Genomic DNA, 23,086 nt, shown 5'->3' on the forward strand with positions numbered 1-23,086 from the left:
GGTCGCTCTCACCCGTCCTGGGGGTCGCCGGGGACGACGGCGACGGGGCAGGCGGCGTGCTCGATCATCGCCCTGACGACCGTGCTCAGCCGGCCGTGGTGGCGGGTCCGTTCCGCGCCCACGACGAGCAGGCCGGCCCGGCAGGACGCGGTGCGCAGGGCCTCCTTCGCCGGCGCGGTGACGGCGTGCCCCTCCACCCGCACCTCCGTGTGCCGGACGCGCCAGGGGGCCAGGCGTTCCTCCATCCGCTCGCGCCCGGTCCCGGCGGCGGCCTCGACGTCCGGCACGGGCGCCATCGCCACACCCCAGGCCATGGTCTGCAGGTGCACGGCGTGCACGGCCACGAGCGGAAGCCGGCGCAGGGTCGCTTCGTCGAAGGCGAACTGCAGGGCCGCGTCCGGCGTGGCGGGGCTGAGGGCCAGGAGCACGGGGCCGGGGCTGGACGACGCCGGGATCGGGCCGGGGCCGCGTACGACGATCACCGGAGAGTGCGCGTGGGCGGCGACGTAGCCGGCGACCGAGCCGACCAGCGACCTCGCCAGGGCGCCCAGGCCCCGGGAGCCGACGACGACGAGGTCCGCGCCGGCCGACAGCTCGACGATGCGCTCGGCGGGGGATCCCTCGTACAGATCGGTCATGACGTGGTATACGGCGCTGGTGGAGCGCGCGCATTCGGCGCCATGGGCGAGCACGTGCTCGGCCGCCTTGCGCAGATGCAGCTTGGCCTCCTCGGCCGCCTCGCCGTACGGCCAGCGCCAGGCGTGCGTCAGCGTCAGCGGCAGGCCCCTCAGCTCGCACTCGTCGAGCGCCCAGTCCAGAGCCTGGACCGAGAAGTCGGAGCCGTCGTAGCCGACGACCACGCTGCGGGTTTCGGCCATGGTTGTCACCTCGCTCTGACCGACGGCTACCCCATGAGAGGGGGCATATCCCTTGGTCACGCCGCCGAACGGCGTGCGAGGGGGCGGGACCACTACGTGGGTGCGCTATCGTAATTGCGAAGATTCGTAATTAATGAATTGTGGCGTGAGGATGGTTGTGTCGGAGAGACGGCGGGATGAGGCGGAGGGCCCGTGATGTCGGTGCCGCTGTACGAGGCCAAGGCCGAGCTGTTCCGCCTCCTGGGCCATCCGGTCCGGATCCGGGTGCTGGAGCTGCTGCAGGACGGCCCGAAGCCGGTCCGCGAGCTGCTGGCCGCGATCGAGGTGGAGCCCACCGGGCTGTCGCAACATCTGGCGGTGCTGCGCCGCTCCGGCCTGGTCACCGCGCAGCGGGAGGGGACCACCGTGGTCTACGCGCTGGCCGGCGGCCGGGTGGCCGGTCTGCTGCGCGCGGCCCGCGAGCTCCTGGCCGAGAAGTTGTCCGGCCAGAACGAGCTGCTCAACGAGCTGCTGGAGGGCGACGACGACGATGTGGCGCAAGATCGTTAGAACGGGGCGGGTGGCCGAGCCCGCCCCGGAGCGCCCGGACGGCGAGGTGCCGGAGAAGGCCGCGGAGCTCGCCGGATCGGTGCAGATCAGGCACGTGGACGCGGGGTCGTGCAACGGCTGCGAGGTGGAGATCGCCTCCGCGTTCGGCCCGGTCTACGACGCCGAGCGGTACGGCGCGCGGCTGGTGGCCTCCCCACGGCACGCCGACGCGCTGATGGTGACGGGGCCGGTGACGCGCAACATGGAGATGGCGCTGCGCCGTACCCACGACGCCGTCTCCGAGCCGCGGCTGGTGATCGCGCTGGGCGACTGCGCCCGCGACTGTGGCGTGTTCGCCGGCGCGTACGGCGTGGCCGGGGCGGTGCGTGACGTGGTGGACGTGGACGTGGAGGTGCCGGGCTGCCCGCCGCGTCCCGAGGCGATCGTGGCGGCGTTGCGCGGGCTGACCGGCCGATGAACCTCGTCGGCACCCTGTACGTGACGGCCCTGGCCGGCTGCGCGGTCGCCGCGCTGGCCGCCCTGACGGCTCCGGCGCGGGCGCGGCAGCCGCTGACCGGCTGGTGCACCGCCGTCGCGGGGGCCGCGGGAGCGGCGGCGGGAGTGGCCGCCCTTTCAGGCGGCGTCTCAGGCGGCGTCTCAGGCGGTGTTTCCGCTGGTGCGTCTCTGAGTGGTCCGGCCGGCGGTTCCGGCCCGAGCTGGTCGGCCTGGCTGCCGGACCTGCTGCCGTTGGCCGGGGTGCGGCTCGCGATCGACCCCTTGGGCGGGGTGTTCGTCGCGGTCACCGGGCTGGTGACGGTGTGCGCGGCGATCTACGGCATCGGCTACTGCGCGCACGGACTGAACGGGCGCCTGTTCCAAGCCGTGCTGCCGCTGTTCGTGGCGGCCCTGCTGCTGGTGCCCGCCGCGGCGAGCGTGAGCACGTTCCTGCTCGCCTGGGAGCTGATGGCGGTGACGTCGCTGCTCCTGGTGCTGGCCGAGCACCGGCGGCGGGCGGAGGTGGGCCGGGCCGGGCTGTGGTACGCGGTCATGACGCACCTCGGCCTGGTGGCGATCCTGACCGGGCTGGTGGCGTTCGCCGCCGGAGCCGCAGGGGAGAGCTTCGCCGAGCTGCGCGCCGCCGAGCTGCCGCCGGGCGCCGCGACCGTCGTGTTCCTGGCGACGGCGGCCGGATTCGCCTCCAAGGCCGGCATCGTGCCGCTGCACGTCTGGCTGCCCCGGGCGCATCCGGAGGCGCCGAGTCACGTCTCGGCGCTGATGAGCGCGGCGATGGTGAACCTGGGCGCGTACGGGATCATCAGGGTCGGGCTGGACCTGCTGGGCGGCGGGCCGGCCTGGTGGTGGCTGCTGGTGCTGGCGGCGGGCGCGCTGTCGGCGCTGTACGGCATCCTCCAGGCGGCGGTCACCTCCGACCTGAAGCGGCTGCTCGGCTACTCCACGACGGAGAACCTGGGCCTGGTGCTGGTCGGCGTGGGCGCGGCGGGCTTCTTCGCCGTCTCCGGCCTGCCCGTGCCGGCCGCGCTGGCGCTGGCCGCGGCCCTGCTCCACGTGGTCAACCACGCCGCGTTCAAGACGGTGCTGTTCCTGTCGGCCGGCTCGGTGCTGCACGCCACCGGCACCCGAGACCTCGACGCGCTGGGCGGGCTGCGCACGCGGCTGCCCTACACCACGGCCGTGTTCGCCGTCGGCGCGCTGTGCGCCTCGGCGCTGCCGCCGGGCAACGGCTTCGTCAGCGAGTGGCTGCTGCTGCAGAGCCTGATCCACGCCCTGCCCGGCGCCGGGGTGGCGGGCGCGGTGACGATGCCGCTGGCCGTCGGGGTGATCGCGTTGTCGGCCGGGCTGGCCGTGGCGACGTTCGTCAAGGCGTTCGGGGTGGGCTTCCTGGCCCGGCCGCGCAGCGCCGAGGCCGAGCGGGCGCGCGAGAGCCCGCCGTCGATGCTGGCCGCGATGACGTTCGCGGCGGTGGGCTGCGTGGTCCTGGCGCTGGCCCCCACGCTGGTCGTGCCCGCGCTCGGCCGCGCCGTCGGCGTGGTCCTCCCCGGGCGCGACGTCGTCAGCGGGGAGCTGACGCTGCGGCTGGCGGGCGTCTCGGGGATGATCTCGCCGCTGCTCATCGCCGCCGCCCTCGTGATCGCCGTCGTGGCCGTGCTCGGCCTGGTACGGCTGACCGCCGCCCGGCGGGCCCGGCGCGCCGCCCGGCTGTGGGACTGCGGCGCCGGGCCCATGTCGGCCCGGATGGAGTACACCGCCACCTCGTTCGCCGAGCCGCTGCAACGGGTCTTCGACGACGTCCTGGCCCCGGAGAGCGACGTGGACGTCACCCCGATGAAGGAATCGGCCTATCTGGTGGAACGCGTACGTTTCCAGGCACGGGTGCCCGATCGCATCGAGCACCGGCTCTACGATCCGCTCATCGCCGCGGCGGCGGCCGTCGGGAACAGGGCGCGCGCCCTGGCCACCGGCAGCGTGCACCGCTACCTCGGCTACGGCTTCTGGGCGCTGACCGGCGCGCTGATCGTCCTGGTGGCGCTGTGGTGACCGGCACGGTCGGAGCGGTGCTCCAGGTCCTCCTCATCGCGGTCGGCTCCCCACTGTTAGTGGGGGTGATGCGGCAGGTCCGCGCCCGGCTGGAGGGCCGCGCCGGAGCCGGGATCGCGCAACCGTGGCGGGACCTGCGCAAACTGCTGCGCAAGCAGGCGATCTCGCCGCACGGCACCGGCTGGGTGTTCCGCCTCGCGCCGCTCCTGCTGGCCGGCACGGCGCTGGTGGCCGCCGCGGTCGTGCCGCTGGTGACCACGGCCTCGCCGCTGGACGGCGTCGCCGACCTGTTCGCGGTGACGGCGCTGCTCGCCGTGGGCTCGGTGGCGCTGGCGCTCGGCGCACTGGACACCGGGACGGCGTTCGGCGGGATGGGCGCCAGCCGCGAGATGACCGTGCTGGCGCTGGTCGAGCCGACGATCCTGGTGTCGGTGTTCGCGCTGTCGATCAGGGTCGGCTCCACCAGCCTGGGCTCGATCGTCACCGCGACGGCGCGGGATCCGCTGTCGGTGATCTCGCCGGTGAGCGCGCTGGCCGCGGTCGCGCTGGCGATCGTCACGATCGCGGAGACCGGCCGCATCCCGGTGGACAATCCGTCCACGCACCTGGAGCTCACGATGATCCACGAGGCGATGGTGCTGGAGTACGCCGGCCCGGACCTGGCGCTGATCGAGTGGGCGTCGGCGATGCGGCTGTCGGTGCTGCTGGGCCTGCTGGCGAGCCTGTTCTTCCCGCTCGGCATCGCGGGCGCGGACGCGGGCGTGCTCGGGCTGGCGGCGGCCGTGATCGCGATCGTGGTCAAGGTGGCGCTGCTGGGCGTGCTGCTGGCGGCCGGCGAGGTCTTCATGGCCAAGCTGCGGCTCTTCCGTGTGCCCGAGCTGCTGGCCGGTTCGTTCCTGCTGGCGCTGCTGGCCGTGGCCGCGTCCTTCTTCCTGGCCTGAACGGGGGCGAGACACATGACCGATGCCCTGTACGTCCAGGCTCTCTACCTGGCGTGCGGCGCGTTCCTGCTGACCGGCGTGCTGGTGCTGTGGCGGCGCGAGCTGTCGGCGATCGTACGGCTGTTCACCCTGCAAGGGGTGGCACTGACCGCGCTCGTCGTCGTCCTCGGCCTCTGGCAGGGCGAGCTGGAGCTGGTCCTGGTCGGCGCCGGGGTGGGCGCTCTGCGTGCCGGGCTGCTGCCGTACCTGATGCGCCGCGCGCTGGTGGCGGGCGGCGCGGGTCGTGAGACGCAGCCGCTGGTCAACGTGGCGACCTCGCTGCTGGTGGCGGCGGTGCTGGCGATGCTGGCGTACGCGGTCTCCCAGCCGCTGATCCGGCTGTCGCCCACGCCGGCCACGCAGGCGGTGCCCGTCGCGCTGACCGTGCTGCTGATCGGCTTCTTCGTCCTGGTGACCCGCAAGAGGGCGCTGTCGCACGTGGTCGGCTTCCTGCTGATGGACAACGCCATCACCGCCGCCGCGTTCCTCACCACCAGCGGCGTCCCGCTGGTGGTCGAGCTCGGCATCTCCCTGGACGTCCTGCTGGCCGTGCTGGTGCTGCAGGTGCTGACCACCCGGATGCGGGCCGCGTTCGGCGGCACCGACCTCGACGAGCTGCGGGAGTTGCACGACTGATGGAAAGCCTGCTGGTGCTCGCACCGGTCGCGGTGCCCGCCGCCGCCGCGTGCCTGTACGCCGTGCTCGGCTGGAACCGGGTCACCGCCTGGCTCGGCACGCTCTCCGCGGCCGGACTGCTGGCCTGCGCGGTCGCCCTGTCCATGGCTTCGTCCGCGGTGTCGTCCACGGTGTCGTCCACGGGTTCTGCAACGGGCTCGTCCACGGCGGGTCCGCGTGAGGTGCTCGGCGGGCTGCTCTTCGCCGACGCGCTGAGCGCGTTCATGCTGATCGTGATCGGCGTGGTCGCGCTGCTGGCGATGGCCGCGAGCCCCGCGTACCTGGCCGCCGAACTCGCCGCCGGGCACACGGACCCGCACGCGATGCGCCGCTACGGCGTGCTGACGCAGGCGTTCATCGCCGCGATGGCGCTCGCCGTCCTGGCCTCGGGGCTGGGCCTGCTGTGGGTCGCCATCGAGGCGACCACCATCGTGACCGCGTTCCTGGTCGGGCACCGGCGCACCCGGACGGCCACGGAGGCCGCGTGGAAGTACGTGGTCATCTGCTCGGTCGGCATCGCGCTCGCCCTGCTCGGCATCGTCATGGTGCACTACGCCGGCACACACGCCGGCGTGACCTCCCTGGACTGGGCGCCGCTGGCCGAGGGCGCGAGCCGGCTCGACCCCGGCGTGATGCGCGTCGCGGTCATGCTGCTGGTGCTCGGGTTCGGCACCAAGGCCGGGCTGGCGCCGATGCACGCCTGGCTGCCCGACGCGCACAGCCAGGCCCCGGCCCCCGTCTCCGCGCTGATGTCCGGGGTGCTGCTGTCGGTGGCCTTCTACGCCATCCTGCGGGTCAAGGTCATCGCCGACGTGGCGCTCGGCGCCGGATTCGTCCGGACGCTGCTGATCATCGTGGCGCTCGCCTCCCTGACGGTGGCCGCGCTGCTGCTGCTCGGGCAGCGCGACTACAAGCGGCTGCTGGCCTACTCCAGCATCGAGCACATGGGGCTGCTCGCCCTCGGCGCGGCGATCGGCACCAGCCTCGCCCTGGTCGCGGTCCTGCTGCACATCCTCGGGCACGGGCTCGGCAAGTCGGTGCTGTTCCTTTCGGCGGGCCGGCTGCACCAGACGTACGGCAGCAGCCGGATCGGCGCGGTGCGGGGCCTGGCGGGCCGGGCGCCGCTGCTGGCCGGGACCTTCGCGCTGGGGCTGCTGGCCCTGCTCGGGATGCCGCCGTTCAGCCTGTTCGCCAGCGAACTGGGCCTCGCGCGAGCGGGCTTCGCCGCCGGGCTGGGCTGGCCGGTGGCGGCGGCACTGGTGCTCATGCTGGTCATCGTCGCGGCCGTCACCCGGCACACCCGCCACATGCTCCTCGGCGACGGGCCGGGCATCAGACCGGAGGACGGGCCGGACGCCAGGCCCGTGCCGTCAGACGGGGCAGGCGGCGCCCCAGCGGACGGACCGGGCGCGGCGGCGGGTGGAGCCGTCACGCTGCCGCGCAGCCTGGCGGTGCCGCTGGTCGCGGGTCTGGCCGCCTGTGCCGTCCTGGGCCTCACCCTCGGGCCGCTGCACTCCCTGCTGCGCGCCGCCGCCATGATCGCCGGAGCGACCCCATGAGCATCCGTACCATCGCCGACATCAGCCCCGGCGAGCTGACCGAGCACGCGGCCCGGCTGCTGGCCGGCGGCCACCGGCTGGCCATGATCTCCGCCCGTCAGGAGGCGGAGGAGTTCGCCCTGGTGTACCTGTTCGTCGCCGGCGGCCCAGACCGCCGCACCGAGCTGCGCCTGCGCCTGCCCGCCGCGCGACCGGCCGTGCCGAGCCTGGCCCGCCTGTCCTTCCCCGCCGGCCGGTTCGAACGCGAGATCCGCGACCTGTACGGCATCACCCCGCTGGACCACCCGCTGCCACGCCGCCTGGTGCGCCACCACCACTGGCCGCGCGGCTGGTACCCGATGCGCGCCGACGCCGGCCCGCCCCCCGCCTTCGGCGACCCGGAAGGCCCCTACCCGTTCCTCACCGTGGAGGGTCAGGGCGTCTACGAGATCCCCGTCGGACCCGTCCACGCGGGCCTCATCGAGCCCGGCCACTTCCGCTTCTCCGTGGTCGGCGAGACCATCATCAAGCTCAAGGCCCGGCTCTGGTTCGTGCACAAGGGCATCGAGAAGCTGTTCGAGGGCCGTCGCCCCGAGGACGGGCTGGAGCTGGCCGAACGCGTCAGCGGCGACACCAGCGTCGGTCACGCGCTCGCGTACTGCCTCGCCGTGGAGGAGGCCACCCGGGCTCAGGTGAGCGAGCGTGCGCAGCGGGAGCGGGCCGTGCTGCTGGAGCTGGAACGCCTCTACAACCACGTCACCGACCTGGGCGCGCTCTGCAACGACGTCGCCTTCGGCATCATGCACGCCCAGACCGGGCGGATCCGCGAGCAACTGCTGCGCGTCAACGACGAGGTCACCGGGCACCGGCTGCTGCGCGGCGGCGTCCGCCTCGGCGGAGCCGGCCTGAAGGCGCTGCCCGATCCAGACCGGCTGCGCGCCATCGGCGCGGACGTGGCCGAACTGGCCGCGCTCGCCCTGCGGCACACCGTGGTCGCCGACCGCTTCACCGGCACCGCCGTCCTGTCCGCCGACGCCGCCCGCGACCTCGGCACCCTCGGCTACGTGGCCAGGGCCAGCGGCCTCGGCACCGACGCCCGCCGCGACCACCCGTTCACCGGCCTCGGCGACTTCACCCCAGCCCGCCGCACCGGCGGGGACGTGCTCGCCCGCTTCCAGATCCGGGCCGAGGAGATCGCCGCCTCCATCGCGCTGATCACCCACCTGGTCGACGGCCCCCGGGCGGCGGAGCCGGCGCGCCCGGAGGAGAGGTCGTCCTCGGGCGTGGGCCTCGTCGAGGGCTGGCGCGGCACCATCGCGCACCGCGTCGAACTCGCTCCCGACGGCACCCTCACCCGCGTCAAGATCGTCGACCCGTCCTTCTTCAACTGGCCCGCCCTCCCCGTGGCGCTGGGGAGCGCGATCGTCCCGGACTTCCCGCTGGTCAACAAGAGCTTCAATCTGTCCTACGCCGGCAACGACCTCTGAGCCCCGCTCTCCTGATCATCCATGCCGGGATAGCTTGGGGACATGGTGCCTCACCGGGCGTCGCCCGCCATCAGGAAGGTCGACGCGGTCATGGTCCCGGTCCCGGACCTCGGCAGCGGCCTGCGTTTCTACCGCGACCGTCTCGGCCACCAGTTGCTGTGGCGCGACGACGAACTGGGACAGGCGGGCCTCGCGCTGCCCGACACCGACACCGAGATGGTGCTGACCACCAGGCCCGGCCTGGTGCCGGCGTGGCTGGTGGACTCGGCGGACGACGCCACCGCCCAGGTGGTACGGGCCGGCGGTCGCATGGTCGCCGAGCCCGTGGATGTGCCCGTCGGCCGCCTCGCGGTCGTGGCCGACCCCTTCGGCAACGAACTGGTCCTGATCGATCTGTCGAAGGGGACGTACGTCACCGACGCATCCGGCGCGGTCACGGGCGTGCGGAACCCGGCCGGGTGACGAGCCCGGCACGTTCGTCACCAGATGCCGGCGATACGAGGGCGGCGGCGTCAGGGGACGTCATTCGCCGGTCGTGACCGTGAGGGTGGCGTCGACGATGCGGTGGTCGGAGCAGGGCTTGTCGCGGTTGGCGCCGCAGACGTGGCCGATGGGGTGGGCGTCGGCGGTGTAGGTGGTCAGCCGGGCGGCGGGGGCGAAGATCAGATCGACCTTGCCCGACTGGTCGCAGGCGCCCAGCCGGTTGCTCTCGGTGGTCTGCTCGCCCCAGCCGGGGCAGACGGTCTCGCGGTCGTCGAGCTCGTGGTAGCGGCCGGTGTTGGCGCGGTTGGCGTCGGTGTCGATCGAGGTGTCGTACCAGGGGTCGAGCAGGGCTGAGTGCGGCTGGACGTTGAAGTCGCCGGCGATGATCGGGACCTCGCCCCGGGAGCGGTAGGACTCCAGGACCTCGTGCACCCGGCCGAGCTGGGCGGCCCGGTGGGCGGCGACGGTGGTCAGGTGGGTGGTGCAGAACCTGACGGTCATGGGCTGCGCCGTGACGGGCGCGCAGAGGAGTTTGCGCTGCCTGCCCGATCCGTCGTCGGGCAGGGTCTGCCGGAGCGTGCCGCCCAGCGGGAAGCGGCTGAAGAGGGCGACGCCGATGCCGTGCCCGGCGCAGTAGCCGGGGTCGCCCGCCTCCGTCATCGGCTCGTAGCGGGCGAAGTTCCCGAGGTCGCGCGGCCAGCCCATGCGTTGCAGGGCGTCGATCACGGCGCCGTACTGGTTGCGGCAGATCTCGTTGACGGAGACGAGGTCCGGCCGGCGGTAGCTGATCGAGCCGGCGATCGCCTGGATGACGCCGTTCGTCGTCGAACCCAGGTGCTGGTGGTGGCCGGCCATGTTCCAGTGCCAGATCTTGTACGTCACGGTCGCGTTCGCAGTGGCGGCGGGCGCGGGACCGGCCGGCAGGGCGACGGTGGCGACGAGGATCGCGGCGACCGTCAGCAGCCGGCGGGCGAGATCGGGCACGGGTGAGATCCGCATGAGTCCCCTTCTCCGATGATCAACGCACCGCCATCCTGACCGAAGGACGTGCCCGGCGCCAGATGCGGATCGAGGAGAGGGACGTCCTGAGGCGAGGAATGCGGCGTAGGTCTGGATATTTCCGGCGTCGGCCGGATAAACGGCGCCGGCGTGGCCGGACTTATGGCGGACATTCGCCGGACATTTGCCGCCGAATACCGGTCGTAAGGGGAATTGCGCAGATCGACGGCAGTCCGGCATGGATAAAGTGGCTGCCGGAATAGCGGATCGCGTGCGACACGACAGAGGGCTCCGCTTGTGTCGGCGATGGGGCGATCCGCAGGAAAGGAAAACGACATGAATCCGAGATTCGCCATCATCGGTACGCTGGCCGCAGCCATTGTCACCGCCGGTTCCGTAGTCACCACGGCCCACGCCGAGGCCGGGCCGCGAAGCATTCCGCTGGTACGCTACTTCGACGGTTTGAAGCATTATGTGACCAGCGGCCCGCGGCCCGGCCCGAACTACCGCGAAGAAGGCCGGTTTCCCATTCTGACCAGGAACGCCCCGGGCACGAGGGCGATCTACGGCTGCCTCGCCGGCCACGCCCCGCGTGACCAGTTCCTGTCCGCCACGGCCGACTGTGAGAACAGGCCGGGCAATGCCGGGAAGAACACGTTGCTGCGCCGGGAGGGGTTCCTCTACACGAGCCCGGGCGCGGGCAGGCGGCCCCTGTACCGCTGCTACGTCCCGCACACGAAGAGCCACTTCGTGTCCGTCCGCTCCGACTGCGAGTCGAAGCCGCCGACGTCGAAGGTGAACGCCGAGTTCGTCCTGGGGTACTTCCCGTCCGCCGGACGGTGAGGAGGGGAGGGGGTCGGCGCGGCGCCCCAGAATGACTGTTGCCGGTGGCGGCGGAATCGGCGAATCATTCCATCGCCTCGTTTCGGCCTCGTCCCCGCCTAATTCGTCTCCCGAGAAAAGGAAACCCCCCGCCATCAATCGAGAGGCGGCGGTGAAGCCTATCTGGTCCACCGGGCTCCCGATGGTGGACGGACCCGGAGGAGTTCCTGCCCGCACGCTGGCTCGGCGGCGACGCGCCGCACAGCCGGTACGCCTACTTCCCCTTCGGCGCGGGACCGCGGATCTGCCTGGGCAGCCAGCTTGGGATGACGCAGCTCGTGCTGGCCACCGCCTGGTCCGCGGCCAGGTTCGACGTCGAGGTCAGCAACCTGGACAGCGCCGTGCCAGGCGCTCCTCGTCTCCCGCGGCCTGCGCGCGGTCTTCCACCCCGCGCGTGAACCTCGCAACCGTCACGCGAACGCGGCCCGAAGCGGGAGCGCGCCGCGTCCGCCGGCACAGTGAGGTGCCCGTTCCGTGCCCGATCCGAGATCCTCATCACCGGCGCGACGGGCACCGTCGGCGGCGCGATCCTCGCGGTCATGAGAAAGCGTGGCGTGCCCGCCCGCGCCCTCGCCGGAAACGCCGCGACGCCGCGCGCATCCGCTCGTCGACATCGTCGAGGGCGACCACGACGACCCGCGTTCCCTGACGGGCCCGGAGCCGTTGAGCGGCCCCGACCAGGTCGCCTGCCTGGCGCGCGTGCTCGGACGTGAGATCACCACCGTGGACGTGCCGCCCGACCAGGCGCGGGTACGATGCGGTCGGCCGGCGGCGTCACCGTGCGGGGCCGATGGCGTCGTCGCCGAAGACGGCGGCGAGTGCCTTGCCGATCAGGTGGGGCAGGTCGGTGCGCCCGTCGTCCTCGGCCCAGCGCACCAGCGCCGTGTGCAGGGCGGCCAGGCAGGCGCTGGCCGCCGCCTGCGCCTGGAACGCCGTGTCGGGATCGGCGCCGTCGTCGCCCAGGGCGCCGATGATGGCCTGCTGGAGGGCGTACTGGTTGTCCAGGTGCCTGGCCCGCAGCGCAGGCGTGGAGATCATCAGCTGGAGGCGGGCGAGCAGGAGCCGACGGTCCGCGTCGCCGGTCAGGACCGTGGCCGCGTCGATCAGCGCGCCGCCGATGCGACGGACCAGAGGCCCTCCGGCGGGCGAGGCGACGATCCGCTCGGCGACGAGTTCGCCGTGCTGGTCGACCAGGACGAGGTCCTCCTTGGTGGCGAAGTGCCGGTAGACGGTCATGGGTGACACGCCGGCCGCCTCGGCGACGTCGTTCATGGTCGTGGCGTCGTAGCCGCGCTCGCTGAACAGCCGTACCGCGTGCGTCTGGATCGTGCGCCGCGTCTGGGCCCTTCGTCGCGCTCGCAGAGTTGAGTTCTGGTCGATCACGTGTTAGACACTACCGTCATGATAGTCACTACCAACTTGGTAGAAGCTAACACTAAGGAGTGGCGGACATGAACGATCTGAGCGGCAGGACCGCCCTGGTCACCGGAGCGTCCCGTGGCATCGGCCAGGCGATCGCCATCCGGCTGGCGGCCGGGGGAGCGACGGTGATCGTGCACTACGGCGCGGACGAGGAGGGCGCGGCGGCGACCGTGGGCGAGATCGAACGCGGCGGCGGGAACGCCTTCGCCGTCCGGGCGCGGCTCGGCGTGGACGGCGACGTCGAGACGCTCTTCGCCGGGATGGAGCAGGGCCTGGCAGGGCGGCCGCTCGACATCCTGGTCAACAACGCGGCGGCCCCGCCCGCCGGCCCGCTCGGCAGCACGACCAGCGCCGAGTTCGACCACCTGTTCGCGGTGAACGTACGGGCGCCGTACTTCATCATCCAGCGCGCGCTGGACCTGATGCGCGACGGCGGCCGGATCGTCACGATCTCGTCCGTCGCGACCCGGATGGCCAACCCCGCACAGACCTCCTTCGCCATGACCAAGGGCGCGATCGAGACGATGAGCCTCACCCTGGCCAACGAACTCGGCGCCAGGGGCATCACGGTCAACGCGGTCGCCCCCGGCGCCACCCGCACGCCCGCCAACGCCTCCGTCTTCGAGGCGCCGGGCCTGGCCGGGTTCATCGCGGGATCGACGGCGCTCGATCGCCTCGGCGGCGCCGACGACGTCGCCGACGTGGTCGTGTTCCTCGCCTCCGACGCCGCCCGCTGGGTCACCGGCCAGGTCATCGACGCCAGCGGCGGCCTGTTCCTGGGCCCGCGCACCTGACGTGACCCCCGGTCACAGGCGCTCGTTCAGGAGAGGGTGGCGCTGCCCGGCTGGGCGGACAGGAGGCTCTGGGTCCAGCCGGTGGCGTCGACGGTGCCGTGGCCGGTGAGGTCGTCGCCCTTGCCGTCGTAGGGATCGGCGTCGTGATAGCGGTAGAGGGCGCCGGCGGGGTGGTGGCCGTAGTAGACGCCCGCGCCCGGTGAGAGGAGGTGAGTGAAGTTCTGCCAGGTGGCGTCACGGAGCTGGTGGCGTTTCCAGTCGCCGGCGCCGTTGACGCGGTAGGAGAGCAGCTGCCCGTTGGCGGTGGTGCCGAGCAGCCAGTCGGGTCCGGCGGTGGTGAGGGTCTTGAGGGTGAATCCGTCGCCGATGAGGGTGTTGTTCGTGATGTCGGCCAGTACGGGTTTCGCCGTGGTGATCGTGTAGCGGCGCAGTGTGCCGGCGGCGATGCCGTAGAGGTGGCCGTCGCCGTCGTAGGCGAGGTGGTCGTGGGTGTAGCCGTTGCCGAGGTGGACGGGCGGCTCGAACTCCAGGGTGTCGCCGTTGGTGCGGACGTCGACGCGGTAGAGCATGCCGTCGGAGCCGGCCTTGGTGAGCAGGATCGTGTTGTAGTCGAGCGTGGCCATCGCCTTGGGGGTGAAGCCGAGCTTGGCGGTGGAGACGACCGCGCCGTGGGTGCGCTTGCCGGTGGCGGCGTCGATGGCCGTGTAGGTCAGCTGCCCGTCGGGCAGCACCCCGTACACCGAGACGCGGCCCTTGGGGGCGGCCGTGGCGCAGTTGCGGCTGGTGACGTCGTTCCAGGCGCGGTTGTCCGACTGGCCGTAGGTGACGCCGTCGAAGGCGGGCCTGATCCGTTCGGAGCCCTCGAACCCCCAGGAGGCCGACCCGTTGCCGTCGGAGTCGCGCCCGAGCTCGAAGTGCAGGTGCGGGTGGCCGTTCGCGGTCTCGCCGTCCTTGCCGACCTGGCCGATCACCGTCCCCCGCCGCACCTTGTCGCCGACTGACACGCCGCGGGACTTCAGATGGAGGTACGTGGTGAAGTAGCCGCCGCCGTGATCGATCTGGATCATGTTGCCGGCGTTGCCGTGCTTGAAGGACTGGTTCACCCTGCCCGCGGCCGGGGCGATCAGGGTGGCCCCCTCGGTGCCGTGCTGGTCGGGCTCCTTCACCATGTCCAGGGCCGGGGCGTGGCCCCACGTGTTCAGCTGCCACTTCTGGCCGCAGGGGAACGGGAGCTGGAGATCGGGGGCCGCCATCGCCTGGCCGCTCGATGCGCCGGCGACGGTGAAGGCGGCGGTGAAGGTGGCGGCGAGCGTCGTGGCGACGACGGATCGTAAGAGGGCCGATCGGGACACTGTTCCTCCTGGGTTTCCGGCGAGGAGCCCGCTGCTCGCGGCCGGGCCGGACGGGGACGTCAGGGCGGTCCAAGGGTCCGGCGCGGATCGAGCCGTGGCCTTGTCACGGAGCCGACCGTAGGGAACGGCGGTATGCCGCCGGTATGCGGGACGCCCGCCGCCGGCACGGGGCGGCGGCGCGGGTCAGGCGGGTGTCGCCAGTCCGGTCATGATGGCCCGGGCCACGGGGGAGGGGTCCGAGCCGTCCAGGGCGAAGCCGTCCGGTACGTGCACCGCGGGCTGGGCCATCATGCGCGGGGCCGGGCCGCGGTGCGGCCAGGTGGCGGTGTGAATGACGAACGGATGGCACAGGTAGACGTCGCCCGCCCGGCCGGTCGCGTGCGCGGTGGCCCGGCACAGCACCGACGGCCGCCACTTCGCGCCCACCTCCGCGCCGTTGATCCCGCTCTCCCCGTACGGCCGCAGGATCGGCGGGATGTGCAGGTGTGAGCCTTTGACGAGCCGGGTCGGCGCGTCATCGGGGCCGGTGTCGGAGAACAGGAACAGCGCGAGCAGCCCTCTCCCGCGCGAGCGCACGTTGACCCGGTAACCCCCGTCAGGGCCGTCGTAGCTGCCTTCGATGTGGTAGCCGGACCCCATCCCCGGATAGTCCTCCGACGGGAATCGGACGGGGATCAGGCCGCCCACCTCGGTGCGACGGGTCCACCGGCCCGGCCCGATCAGCTCGTCGTACGCGGCGGCCAGCGCCGGCGACGTGGCCGCCTCGGTGAACGGGGCGCCGGAAGGACAGGGGACGTCCACGCTCGGCCGCCAGGTGGCGGGGTCGTCCCGGCGGACGCCGTGCCCGGCCAGCGACTCCCAGATGATCTCCCGGCACGCCGCGGCCGTGTCCGCGCCGAAGGCGCCCCGGACGACCACGTAGCCGTCGCGCATGAAACCGTCCACGTCCACGCGTCGATTGTGCGGCCTTTCGCAGGCACAAGCACCCGAATTACCCGCATGCCCGCCTGTCGCGGGCGGACCTGCTGATACTCCTCCCGCGCAGGTGGCGGGCGCCGGTTCAGCGGGAGGTGCAGACTGCGTGCACCTCGACCGTGGCCCGCTTCTTCTTGGAGCTGAGGAAGACGAGGCTCCACGCCTCGGACACCCCGTCCGGCGGGTCGCTGATGTCCTGGGGCGCGTTCACCTCGACGATCACGGGCTCCTCCCGGTTGTGGTCGCCGTGGTAGGCGTAGCCGCCGCCGACGGCCCGGTGCCCGCGCGGGCAGACCACGTTCGTGCTGAGCACGCCGGGGGACAGGCTTCTGCTCTCCGTGACGACGGTGACCGCGGCGCCCGTCCAGCCGAACTGGCGCGCCGCCGCGAACCCGCCCCCGGCGAGCACGCCGCCCACCGCCGCGCCCGCCGTGACCAGCCCGAGCGTCCTCGCCAGCCGTGAAACCCCACCCATGAGCGCCCTTTCCCTTTCCGCCGGTACGGCAGGACGTTAGCCGGGGCGTGTTGAGATTCTGTTGACGATCTGCCGAGGCCGCGCCGCGCGGCGCGAAGGCCGTCAGCGACCCGGAAGCGACTCCGCCAGCCTGCCGAGGATCAGGTCGAGTTCGGCGTCGGTGAGCGGCACGAGTTCGAGGGTCAGGTCGCCCTGGTCCTGGTCATGGTCCATGACCCAGATCTGCGGAGAGCCGTTCCGCAGCGCGAGCGCCAGGCCGGCGGCGGTCAGTCCCGCGCGGGCGGGATCGACGCCGAGGCGGACGCGGGAGAACGGCAGGCCGGTCGGGTCCTGGACGCTCGCGGCGCTGATGCCGGGCAGGCGGCCGGCCCGCGCGGTGAAGCGGGCGACCTTGGCGTCCTGCTCCCGCCGCCAGGCCGGCCGGTCCATCTCCCGCCGGGCCCGGAGCGCGGCGACCACCCCGAAGATCGCCTCCTTGCTCGGCTTCATCGCCCGGCCGATCCCCTTCTCCTGGGCCCGGACGGCCCGGACCAGGCCGGCCCGGCCGATGACCAGACCGGCGGTGGGCGAGGCCAGATACTTCTGGGCGCTGACGATCACCAGGTCGGCGCCGGTGCCCAGCAGCTCGTCGATCCTGAGGTCCTGGCCCGCGCCGTCGATGATCACCGGAACCTGCCGCCGGTGCGCCGCCGCCACCGCCTCCGTCAACGGAACGTCCTGGCCCCGGGTCAGCCGGGAGGACACGAGCAGCAGGCACGCCACGTCCGGGCGGGCGAGGTGCTCCTCCAGCTCGCCGAGGGAGCAGCCGGCGTCCGAGCCGGCCAGCACCGGAGTGGCTCCGGCCAGCCGGATGTCCTGCACGATCGGATGCCCGTAGTCGACGGCGTGCCCGGCCGGGAGCAGGACCGTCCTGGGCATCCCCGCGGCGTCGGGCAGGGCCGCGATCCGCGCCTGCGACGTGCCCGTCATCGTCGCCGCGACGGCCAGGGTGAGGGCCGCCGACGCGCAGTGCACGACCGTGCCGGCCTCCCCGCCCAGGACCTCGACGATGGTGCGGCCGGCGAGGTCCTTCAGCTCTTCCATGACGAAGAAGCCGGACAGGGCCTCGGCCGTGGCCGCCGCGACCTGGTCCGTGCTCCGGGAGACGCCGAGCGGGGTGAACGTCCCGCGCGCGTTGACGACCGGCGTCAGGCCGTACTGATCGTGAAGTCCCATCGTCCCATTCAACCGGCACGGAGGCAGGGCCCTCGCCGCGCCCGGAACGGCATGGAACGTCGTGGAACGCCTTCCCTGGTGTTCGCATCGAACAACCACCCACGGGGGGAACCATGAACATACGACGTGCCCTGGCGGGGCTGATGCTGGCCGGTGCGCTGGCGACGACAGTGGGGGCGGCCCCCGCGACCGCCGCCGCCGGCTCGGTGCACCTCGCGATCGAGGCCACCGGGCAGGGCGGATACCGGGCCTACTTCGTCAGCGTCACCGGCTTCGCGCCCGTCGCCACCGCCGGGCAGGGCGTCTGCGTCAACCTGTACGGCGACGACTACCTCGACCACCACCTGTTCGGCGGCTTCGGCGTCGCGTGCGGCCAGACGCTGAGCAACCCGTCGCCCGGCCGCATCAGCATCTCGTTCTACCTGGACGGCAACACGCTCGACGAGGACTGGGGCGGTGACGAGGTCTTCGCCAAGGTGGACATCGGGCCGCCGTCCTCGGTGAGACTCACGTCCAACGTGGTGCACGGGGACTACTGACGGGCACCGCGGACAACACGAAGGCCCCCGCTTCGATCCGGGGAGCGGAGCGGGGGCCTTCCGTCGTCCCAGACCCGCGGCGGGCGGTCAGTCCTCCGCGTCGACGGTCACCGACGCGGGGTTCGGCGCCTTGACGGACACCTTGGCGCCCCACCCGGTGAAACGGCTGTCGATGGTGATCGTCTTGCCGTCGAACGCGCTGGTGTCGAACACGCCGGTGGCCGCGTACGACGACCGCACCCTGCTCACCAGCCCGGCGGAGGTCAGCGTGAGCGTGTAGGACACCTTCGTGTCGTTGTGCATGCGCAGCGGGATCGACGCGTCGAACCAGCGCGAGACCTTCTCCAATTCCTTGAACGTGATGGTGCCCGTGAGCGTGCTCCCGCGCAGCCTGCCCTTCTTGACCAGCGCCGCCAGCGTCTTCGGCTCGACGGGGTTGATCACCTGCCCGTAGAAGCCGCTGCCGCCGCCCGGCAGGCCCTTGCCCTTGAGCCAGGACTTGCCCGCCGGTAACTGCTCCTCCCGCATGCCGCCCGAGATGTAGCTCACGTTGCCGATGCTGATCGTGCGTTCCTTGGGCCGGCTCTTGGCGATGGCGGTGATGTCCGAGGCCGCCACGCCCTTGGCGTTGAACTGGAACGTCCCCTTGCGGCTCTGCAGTTTGACCTTTTCTTCGCCCGACAGCGTGGTCGTCTCGGTGAACCGTACGCCGCGCCCGGGAGCGAGCTTGCCCTTGAGCGCGCGTACGGGATCCTTCGGGGCGGCGGTGGCGGCGGTGGCGGTGGTGGCCTGGGCAGGCAGGGTCGTGGTCAGCAGGCAGCCGCAGGCCACCAGAGCCGTGATCATCGTTCTTTTCATACGTCGTGATCTTGCCGTAGGCGGATCACGACTCGGGCACGCCCAGGGCCTGGACGGGCGGCGGTAATTGGATGGCGCCCCGCTACCCGCGACCGCATGATGGTTACGGAAAGCGATGGCTTCAACCCATGGAGTGACAACATGTTCGGCATTCGCGCGTCCCTGCTGGCTCTCACTCTCGCGCTCACGCTCGCCGGACCGGCGGGCGCCGCCGACGGTTTCGGGAGATGTCCGGACGGTCACCTGTGCCTGTTCCGCGACTTCGAGGGGAGCGGCACCATCGCCTGGTTCCGGGCCGGCGCGCCGAACCTGGAGCCCTTCGGGGTCAAGGACGCCCGCTCCGCGTGGAACCGGACCGGCCGCTCCTACTGCCTGTACGCCTCTCCCGGTTACGTGGTGCACAACGCCACCGTCCCGCCGGGCCACAAGGAGAACCTCAACCCGGAGATCGCCTACAACTCCGTGCGGGCCTGCTGAGGTCGCACCGCGCCCCGGGTCTGTCTGTGACATTGGGCCTTGCGTCAAGGTTCGATGTCAACTTATGCTGCGCCGCAAGTTAAGAAACTTTCCTAACCGGGGAGGCGGTGGCGACGGCTTCCCGGTGACGGAGGTGCGGCGGTCGTGCCGATCCGCCCGTTGACTGTTCCCGGAGAATCGGAGTCTTTCGTGAGGCGTAGCGCAGTAGCGAGGATCTTAGCCGTCGTGGCCGCGATGGCCCTGCCGCTGGTGGTGCCGTCCGGCGCCGGCGCGGTCACGGCCCGGTCGGCGGCGGCCGACCCGCTGGTGTCCCAGGGCAGGACCGTGACGGCCTCCTCGGTCGAGGCCGCCGGCCTGGAGCCGGGCCAGGCGGTCGACGGCAGCACGTCCACGCGCTGGGCCAGCGCCGAAGGGGTGGATCCGCAGTGGATCCGGGTGGACCTCGGCTCGGCGCACAACGTCTCCCGGGTCCGGCTCGCCTGGGAGGCCGCGTACGCCACCGCCTACCGGGTGCAGACCTCGGCCGACGGCTCCACCTGGAACGACGTCTACTCCACCACCGCCGGCGACGGCGCGATCGACGACCTCACCGTCAGCGGCCAGGGCCGGTACGTACGGGTGCACGGAACCCAGCGCGGCACCCCGTACGGCTACTCCCTGTGGGAGCTGGAGGTCTACGGAACGCCCGTCGGCGGCGGAGGCGGCGGCACCCCGGTGCAGGCCAACGGGCAGCTCCGGGTGTGCGGTATCAAGCTCTGCAACGAGAACGGCAAGCAGATCCAGCTGCGCGGCATGAGCAGCCACGGCATCCAGTGGTACAGCCAGTGCCTCAACACCGCCTCCCTCGACGCGCTGGCCGACGACTGGAAGGCCGACGTCCTGCGCATCTCGATGTACATCCAGGAGGACGGCTACGAGACGAACCCGCGGCTGTTCACCGACCGCGTGCACTCCCTGATCGAGCTGGCCACCGCCCGCGGCATGTACGCCATCGTCGACTGGCACATGCTGGACCCCGGCGACCCGATGTACAACCTCGCCCGGGCCAAGACGTTCTTCACCGAGATCGCCCAGCGGCACAACGCCAAGAAGAACGTCCTGTACGAGATCGCCAACGAGCCGAACGGCGACGCCGTCACCTGGCCGGTCATCCGCGACTACGCGCACCAGCTCATCCCGGTGATCCGGCAGCACGACCCCGACGCCCCGATCCTGGTCGGCACCCGCGCCTGGTCCTCCCTCGGCGTCTCCGGCGGCGGCAGCGAGGCCGAGATCGTCAGCAATCCGGTCAACGCGGCCAACATCATGTACACGTTCCACTTCTACGCGGCCTCGCACGGCAGCGAATACCTGAACACGCTCTCCCGGGCCGCCGACCGGCTGCCGATCTTCGTCACCGAGTTCGGCACCCAGAGCGCGTCCGGTGATGGAGCCAACAACTTCAGCAGGTCGCAGCAGTACCTCGACCTGCTGGCCCAGAAGAAGATCAGCTGGGTCAACTGGAACTACTCCGACGACTTCCGTACGGGCGCCGTCTTCAGGACCGGGACCTGCCCGAACGGCTCGTTCGCCGGAACGGGCAACCTGAAGGAGGCCGGGGTCTGGATCCGCGACCGGATCCGCACCGCCGACGACTTCTGACGGCCGGGCGGGCCCGCCTGCGCTGAGAGCGTCCCGCACCCCTCGTCACCGGTTCCGCACCGGTGACGAGGGGTGCGGGACGTTTTTTCTTTGCCATGCCATCCTTGGGCACTGGCCTTTACAGAGCGTTACCTTATAACTACGTTGAGCATGTCATCGCATGTCAGAGGCACTGTTCTGCCTTCAGCCAAGGAAAGGTCATGTTGTGCGTGCTCTTGTTCGCGTCGCCCGGACGATCGTGATCGGCGCCGCGGTCCTCGCGGGCTCGGCGGTCCCCGCCCATGCCGGCCCCCTCCGCGCGGTCCCCGGCGCCCCGTCCGTCCAGCCGCCCACCGCCTCGTGCTTCCAGTTCCCGTACTTCGGCCCGAAGGGGCACGCGAACTTCGACTTCGGCCGCGAGATCGTCCGGCTCCTGGACGAGCGCGGCGTCCGCGTACGGGGCATCGCGCCCATCGAGGCCAAGCCCGCCAACCGGGGCGTCTACATGCCCATCGGCTGGAAGCGGGATCACATCGACCCGTGCAACGGCGTCTACTACCCCGGCGGCTTCGTCCTCCACGACGTCAGGAGCGGTCACGAGGCCGCCATCCACGACATCTACCTGCGCCCCGACGGGGCCCACGCGCAGGTGTCCATCGACGGGGAGCCGCAGGGCGAGCGGCTGGTGGCCACGTACAAGCTGCACGAGTTCGCCGCCGGCGTGCCCACGCCGCGCCCGCTCGAAGGCGGCGTCGGCCCCCGCTACTGGCCGTTCTACGTCAGCGCGTACCTCAGCCGGACCGTCAGGGACCTGACCGGCCTGCCGCTGGACGAGGGCGACTACCTGGCCAACCTCGACGCGGTCGTCCAGTACGTGCCGTAGGCGCGACCCCCTGACCTGAGCCCCGCCGGGCCGTGCCACGGGGCGCGGCCCGGCACTCGCGAATCGAGAGACGACACGATGCGACTGACCCACGCCGGCAACCGGTGGACGTGGACCGCCGCCGCCGCCATCGCCGTCCTGGCGGCCACGGTGCTCCTCGGCCCCGCGATGCGCCCGAGCACCGCCACCAGCCACTGGGACGCCCCCGCCACCACCGTGAACAAGCAGATCGACGCCACCGACCTGTACGCCTTCACCAGCCCGGAACGGCAGGACACGGTCACGATCGTGGCCGACTACATCCCGTTCCAGGCGCCGCACAAGCCGTACCAGTTCGACACCGACGCCCGCTACGAGGTGCACATCGACAACACCGGCACCGGCCGGGCCGCCGTCACCTACCGCTGGACGTTCGCCGACAAGGCCCTGCCCGCGCCCTCCTTCGTCCGCGCCCGCGAGCGGCAGGCCGGCCCCGAGCACCAGGCCGGCCCGCTCGACTCCCTGGTCGAGCAGAGCTACACGCTGACCAGGCTGCGCGACGGCAAGTCCGAGATCCTCGTCCGCGACGGGTATGCGGCCCCCACCGACCTCGGCGGCCCCGGCTACGCCGCGACCCGCCGCAAGGCCGTGCGCGACCTGCCGGGCGGCGGCAAGGTCTTCACCGGCACCGCCGCCGACCCGTTCTACTCCGACAACCGCGCGGTCAACCTGCTGCGCTTCGGGCTGCCGTTCTTCCCCGTCAAGACCGGCGTGCCGATGAACGTCAGCGCGCTGGCCCTGCAACTGCCCAAGTCGGAGCTGGCGCTCGGCGGCGACCCGGCCCGCAACCCGGTCATCGGCGTCTGGACCACGGCGTCCCGCAGGTCGAGCGCCCTGCTCGGCTCCGGCGCGGCCGGCTACACGCAGGTCTCGCGGCTGGGCAACCCCAACTTCAACGAAGTGATCATCCCGCTCAAGCGGCGCGACCACTTCAACACGCTGCGGCCGGACGGTGACGAGAGCGGCGGCCTCGTGGTGCCCTCCACCCTCGACCCCGACCAGGCCGAGGTCGTCGCCAAGCAGGCGAACGTCACGGCGCCGCCCGCGCCACGTGAGGACCTGGAGCAGATCTACCTCACCGGCCTCGCCAGGACGGGCGGGCCGATCAAGCAGGACCTCAACTCCCACCGGCTCAACCAGGACGCCCCGCGCACCGCGAAGGCGGAGGAACTGCGGCTCAACCTGAGCACCCCCGTCGCCGCCGCACCCGACAAGTACGGCATCCTCAAGGGCGACGCCCAGGGCTACCCGAACGGCCGCCGCCTCATCGACGACGTCGTGACCATAAATCTGCGCATGCTCCTGGGCGAACCCGCCGGCCGCGGCGCGCCCGGCCTCATCGCCGAGGACAACCCGGCGTTCCTCCTCAAACCGATCACCGACAGCTTCCCCTACCTGGCCCTGCCCGTCACCGCCGCCGGCTGACCCCAC

23 protein-coding genes and 1 pseudogene are annotated in these 23,086 nt (G+C 72.0%); 16 read left to right on the forward strand and 8 right to left on the reverse strand.

All coding sequences use genetic code 11. The features are described from left to right. Positions 1-8: 8 nt before the first annotated feature. Positions 9-878, reverse strand: coding sequence for a universal stress protein (locus tag OIE67_RS10010; protein ID WP_326638842.1), 870 nt, complete (start codon positions 876-878; stop codon positions 9-11). Between the two features lie 195 nt (positions 879-1,073). Between OIE67_RS10010 and OIE67_RS10015 the strand changes: the two genes are divergently transcribed. The 8 genes from OIE67_RS10015 to OIE67_RS10050 are packed head-to-tail and all read left to right on the forward strand — an operon-like array spanning position 1,074 to position 9,104. Beyond that, complete coding sequence (locus OIE67_RS10015) at positions 1,074-1,427, forward strand: ArsR/SmtB family transcription factor (protein ID WP_106234744.1); 354 nt, start codon at positions 1,074-1,076, stop codon at positions 1,425-1,427. Between the two features lie 10 nt (positions 1,428-1,437). Continuing rightward, positions 1,438-1,884: an NADH-quinone oxidoreductase subunit B family protein gene (locus tag OIE67_RS10020; protein WP_326638844.1), complete on the forward strand. Its 447-nt coding sequence runs from the start codon at positions 1,438-1,440 to the stop codon at positions 1,882-1,884. Further along, on the forward strand, positions 1,881-3,962 hold the full coding sequence (locus OIE67_RS10025) for a proton-conducting transporter transmembrane domain-containing protein (RefSeq protein ID WP_326638846.1): 2,082 nt from the start codon (positions 1,881-1,883) through the stop codon (positions 3,960-3,962). Before OIE67_RS10020 ends, OIE67_RS10025 begins: the two co-directional genes overlap by 4 nt. Then, a complete protein-coding gene (locus OIE67_RS10030; RefSeq protein ID WP_326638847.1) occupies positions 3,959-4,903 on the forward strand; it encodes a respiratory chain complex I subunit 1 family protein in 945 nt (314 codons plus the stop codon). The genes OIE67_RS10025 and OIE67_RS10030 overlap by 4 nt, the downstream gene beginning before the upstream one ends. A gap of 15 nt (positions 4,904-4,918) precedes the next feature. Beyond that, positions 4,919-5,578, forward strand: coding sequence for a hypothetical protein (locus OIE67_RS10035; RefSeq protein WP_106234751.1), 660 nt, complete (start codon positions 4,919-4,921; stop codon positions 5,576-5,578). Beyond that, positions 5,578-7,176 (forward strand): proton-conducting transporter transmembrane domain-containing protein, encoded by a 1,599-nt coding sequence (locus tag OIE67_RS10040; protein ID WP_326638848.1) that lies wholly within the window; start codon positions 5,578-5,580, stop codon positions 7,174-7,176. The genes OIE67_RS10035 and OIE67_RS10040 overlap by 1 nt, the downstream gene beginning before the upstream one ends. Beyond that, a complete protein-coding gene (locus OIE67_RS10045; protein ID WP_326638849.1) occupies positions 7,173-8,642 on the forward strand; it encodes a hydrogenase large subunit in 1,470 nt (489 codons plus the stop codon). Before OIE67_RS10040 ends, OIE67_RS10045 begins: the two co-directional genes overlap by 4 nt. 42 nt (positions 8,643-8,684) lie before the next feature. Then, positions 8,685-9,104, forward strand: coding sequence for a VOC family protein (locus tag OIE67_RS10050; RefSeq protein WP_326638850.1), 420 nt, complete (start codon positions 8,685-8,687; stop codon positions 9,102-9,104). Between the two features lie 60 nt (positions 9,105-9,164). On the opposite strand, the gene OIE67_RS10055 is transcribed toward OIE67_RS10050, so the two are convergent. Then, positions 9,165-10,124: an endonuclease/exonuclease/phosphatase family protein gene (locus OIE67_RS10055; RefSeq protein WP_326638851.1), complete on the reverse strand. Its 960-nt coding sequence runs from the start codon at positions 10,122-10,124 to the stop codon at positions 9,165-9,167. Between the two features lie 336 nt (positions 10,125-10,460). Here OIE67_RS10055 and OIE67_RS10060 point away from each other — a divergent pair, with 336 nt between their 5' ends. Both OIE67_RS10060 and OIE67_RS55410 read left to right on the forward strand, forming a co-directional pair. Next, positions 10,461-10,967 (forward strand): hypothetical protein, encoded by a 507-nt coding sequence (locus OIE67_RS10060; RefSeq protein ID WP_326638852.1) that lies wholly within the window; start codon positions 10,461-10,463, stop codon positions 10,965-10,967. Between the two features lie 194 nt (positions 10,968-11,161). Further along, positions 11,162-11,404, forward strand: a pseudogene (locus OIE67_RS55410) (cytochrome P450); the annotation flags it as partial. 376 nt (positions 11,405-11,780) lie between these two features. Here OIE67_RS55410 and OIE67_RS10065 read toward each other — a convergent pair. Further along, positions 11,781-12,389 (reverse strand): TetR/AcrR family transcriptional regulator, encoded by a 609-nt coding sequence (locus OIE67_RS10065; RefSeq protein WP_326638854.1) that lies wholly within the window; start codon positions 12,387-12,389, stop codon positions 11,781-11,783. Positions 12,390-12,457: 68 nt separating this feature from the next. Between OIE67_RS10065 and OIE67_RS10070 the strand changes: the two genes are divergently transcribed. Continuing rightward, positions 12,458-13,222, forward strand: a complete 765-nt coding sequence (locus OIE67_RS10070; protein WP_326638856.1) for an SDR family NAD(P)-dependent oxidoreductase — start codon at positions 12,458-12,460, stop codon at positions 13,220-13,222. Between the two features lie 26 nt (positions 13,223-13,248). On the opposite strand, the gene OIE67_RS10075 is transcribed toward OIE67_RS10070, so the two are convergent. From OIE67_RS10075 to OIE67_RS10090, 4 genes are all read right to left on the reverse strand, one after another. Next, on the reverse strand, positions 13,249-14,574 hold the full coding sequence (locus OIE67_RS10075) for a M23 family metallopeptidase (RefSeq protein WP_326638858.1): 1,326 nt from the start codon (positions 14,572-14,574) through the stop codon (positions 13,249-13,251). Positions 14,575-14,757: 183 nt separating this feature from the next. After that, on the reverse strand, positions 14,758-15,525 hold the full coding sequence (locus OIE67_RS10080; RefSeq protein WP_326638860.1) for a phytanoyl-CoA dioxygenase family protein: 768 nt from the start codon (positions 15,523-15,525) through the stop codon (positions 14,758-14,760). A 109-nt stretch (positions 15,526-15,634) separates the two neighbouring features. Further along, the gene (locus OIE67_RS10085; protein ID WP_326638862.1) at positions 15,635-16,024 is read right to left on the reverse strand and encodes a hypothetical protein; all 390 of its coding nucleotides are present in this window, start codon (positions 16,022-16,024) and stop codon (positions 15,635-15,637) included. Positions 16,025-16,126: 102 nt separating this feature from the next. After that, positions 16,127-17,239, reverse strand: coding sequence for an aminotransferase class V-fold PLP-dependent enzyme (locus OIE67_RS10090; protein ID WP_326638864.1), 1,113 nt, complete (start codon positions 17,237-17,239; stop codon positions 16,127-16,129). Positions 17,240-17,352: 113 nt separating this feature from the next. On the opposite strand from OIE67_RS10090, the gene OIE67_RS10095 reads away from it, so the two are divergent. Then, positions 17,353-17,778: a hypothetical protein gene (locus OIE67_RS10095; protein WP_326638865.1), complete on the forward strand. Its 426-nt coding sequence runs from the start codon at positions 17,353-17,355 to the stop codon at positions 17,776-17,778. A gap of 87 nt (positions 17,779-17,865) precedes the next feature. Here OIE67_RS10095 and OIE67_RS10100 read toward each other — a convergent pair whose 3' ends face one another. Further along, positions 17,866-18,624 carry a hypothetical protein gene (locus OIE67_RS10100; RefSeq protein WP_326638867.1) on the reverse strand — a complete coding sequence of 253 codons (759 nt, stop codon included), beginning with the start codon at positions 18,622-18,624 and terminating at the stop codon, positions 17,866-17,868. 153 nt (positions 18,625-18,777) lie between these two features. Between OIE67_RS10100 and OIE67_RS10105 the strand changes: the two genes are divergently transcribed. From OIE67_RS10105 to OIE67_RS10120, 4 genes are all read left to right on the forward strand, one after another. Further along, the gene (locus OIE67_RS10105; RefSeq protein WP_326638869.1) at positions 18,778-19,113 is read left to right on the forward strand and encodes a peptidase inhibitor family I36 protein; all 336 of its coding nucleotides are present in this window, start codon (positions 18,778-18,780) and stop codon (positions 19,111-19,113) included. Between the two features lie 234 nt (positions 19,114-19,347). Continuing rightward, a complete protein-coding gene (locus tag OIE67_RS10110; protein WP_326645294.1) occupies positions 19,348-20,754 on the forward strand; it encodes a cellulase family glycosylhydrolase in 1,407 nt (468 codons plus the stop codon). Positions 20,755-20,959: 205 nt separating this feature from the next. After that, complete coding sequence (locus OIE67_RS10115; RefSeq protein WP_326638871.1) at positions 20,960-21,616, forward strand: hypothetical protein; 657 nt, start codon at positions 20,960-20,962, stop codon at positions 21,614-21,616. A 78-nt stretch (positions 21,617-21,694) separates the two neighbouring features. Beyond that, positions 21,695-23,080: a DUF4331 domain-containing protein gene (locus OIE67_RS10120; protein ID WP_326638873.1), complete on the forward strand. Its 1,386-nt coding sequence runs from the start codon at positions 21,695-21,697 to the stop codon at positions 23,078-23,080. Positions 23,081-23,086: the final 6 nt, after the last annotated feature.

Origin of the sequence: Nonomuraea fuscirosea (assembly GCF_035917475.1) — a bacterium.
In the GTDB taxonomy this organism is placed as follows: Bacteria; Actinomycetota; Actinomycetes; order Streptosporangiales; family Streptosporangiaceae; genus Nonomuraea; species Nonomuraea fuscirosea.

Excerpts from the sequence above, each read along its gene's own strand:
- OIE67_RS10095 (WP_326638865.1), top strand. The coding sequence starts at position 17,353 with ATGAACATACGACGTGCCCTGGCGGGGCTGATGCTGGCCGGTGCGCTG.
- OIE67_RS10120 (WP_326638873.1), top strand. The coding sequence starts at position 21,695 with ATGCGACTGACCCACGCCGGCAACCGGTGGACGTGGACCGCCGCCGCC.
- OIE67_RS10050 (WP_326638850.1), top strand. The coding sequence starts at position 8,685 with ATGGTGCCTCACCGGGCGTCGCCCGCCATCAGGAAGGTCGACGCGGTC.
- OIE67_RS10035 (WP_106234751.1), top strand. The coding sequence starts at position 4,919 with ATGACCGATGCCCTGTACGTCCAGGCTCTCTACCTGGCGTGCGGCGCG.
- OIE67_RS10085 (WP_326638862.1), bottom strand. The coding sequence starts at position 16,024 with ATGGGTGGGGTTTCACGGCTGGCGAGGACGCTCGGGCTGGTCACGGCG.
- OIE67_RS10090 (WP_326638864.1), bottom strand. The coding sequence starts at position 17,239 with ATGGGACTTCACGATCAGTACGGCCTGACGCCGGTCGTCAACGCGCGC.
- OIE67_RS10100 (WP_326638867.1), bottom strand. The coding sequence starts at position 18,624 with ATGATCACGGCTCTGGTGGCCTGCGGCTGCCTGCTGACCACGACCCTG.
- OIE67_RS10010 (WP_326638842.1), bottom strand. The coding sequence starts at position 878 with ATGGCCGAAACCCGCAGCGTGGTCGTCGGCTACGACGGCTCCGACTTC.
- OIE67_RS10110 (WP_326645294.1), top strand. The coding sequence starts at position 19,348 with ATGGCCCTGCCGCTGGTGGTGCCGTCCGGCGCCGGCGCGGTCACGGCC.
- OIE67_RS10015 (WP_106234744.1), top strand. The coding sequence starts at position 1,074 with ATGTCGGTGCCGCTGTACGAGGCCAAGGCCGAGCTGTTCCGCCTCCTG.
- OIE67_RS10045 (WP_326638849.1), top strand. The coding sequence starts at position 7,173 with ATGAGCATCCGTACCATCGCCGACATCAGCCCCGGCGAGCTGACCGAG.
- OIE67_RS10025 (WP_326638846.1), top strand. The coding sequence starts at position 1,881 with ATGAACCTCGTCGGCACCCTGTACGTGACGGCCCTGGCCGGCTGCGCG.
- OIE67_RS10105 (WP_326638869.1), top strand. The coding sequence starts at position 18,778 with ATGTTCGGCATTCGCGCGTCCCTGCTGGCTCTCACTCTCGCGCTCACG.
- OIE67_RS10055 (WP_326638851.1), bottom strand. The coding sequence starts at position 10,124 with ATGCGGATCTCACCCGTGCCCGATCTCGCCCGCCGGCTGCTGACGGTC.
- OIE67_RS10070 (WP_326638856.1), top strand. The coding sequence starts at position 12,458 with ATGAACGATCTGAGCGGCAGGACCGCCCTGGTCACCGGAGCGTCCCGT.
- OIE67_RS10060 (WP_326638852.1), top strand. The coding sequence starts at position 10,461 with ATGAATCCGAGATTCGCCATCATCGGTACGCTGGCCGCAGCCATTGTC.
- OIE67_RS10040 (WP_326638848.1), top strand. The coding sequence starts at position 5,578 with ATGGAAAGCCTGCTGGTGCTCGCACCGGTCGCGGTGCCCGCCGCCGCC.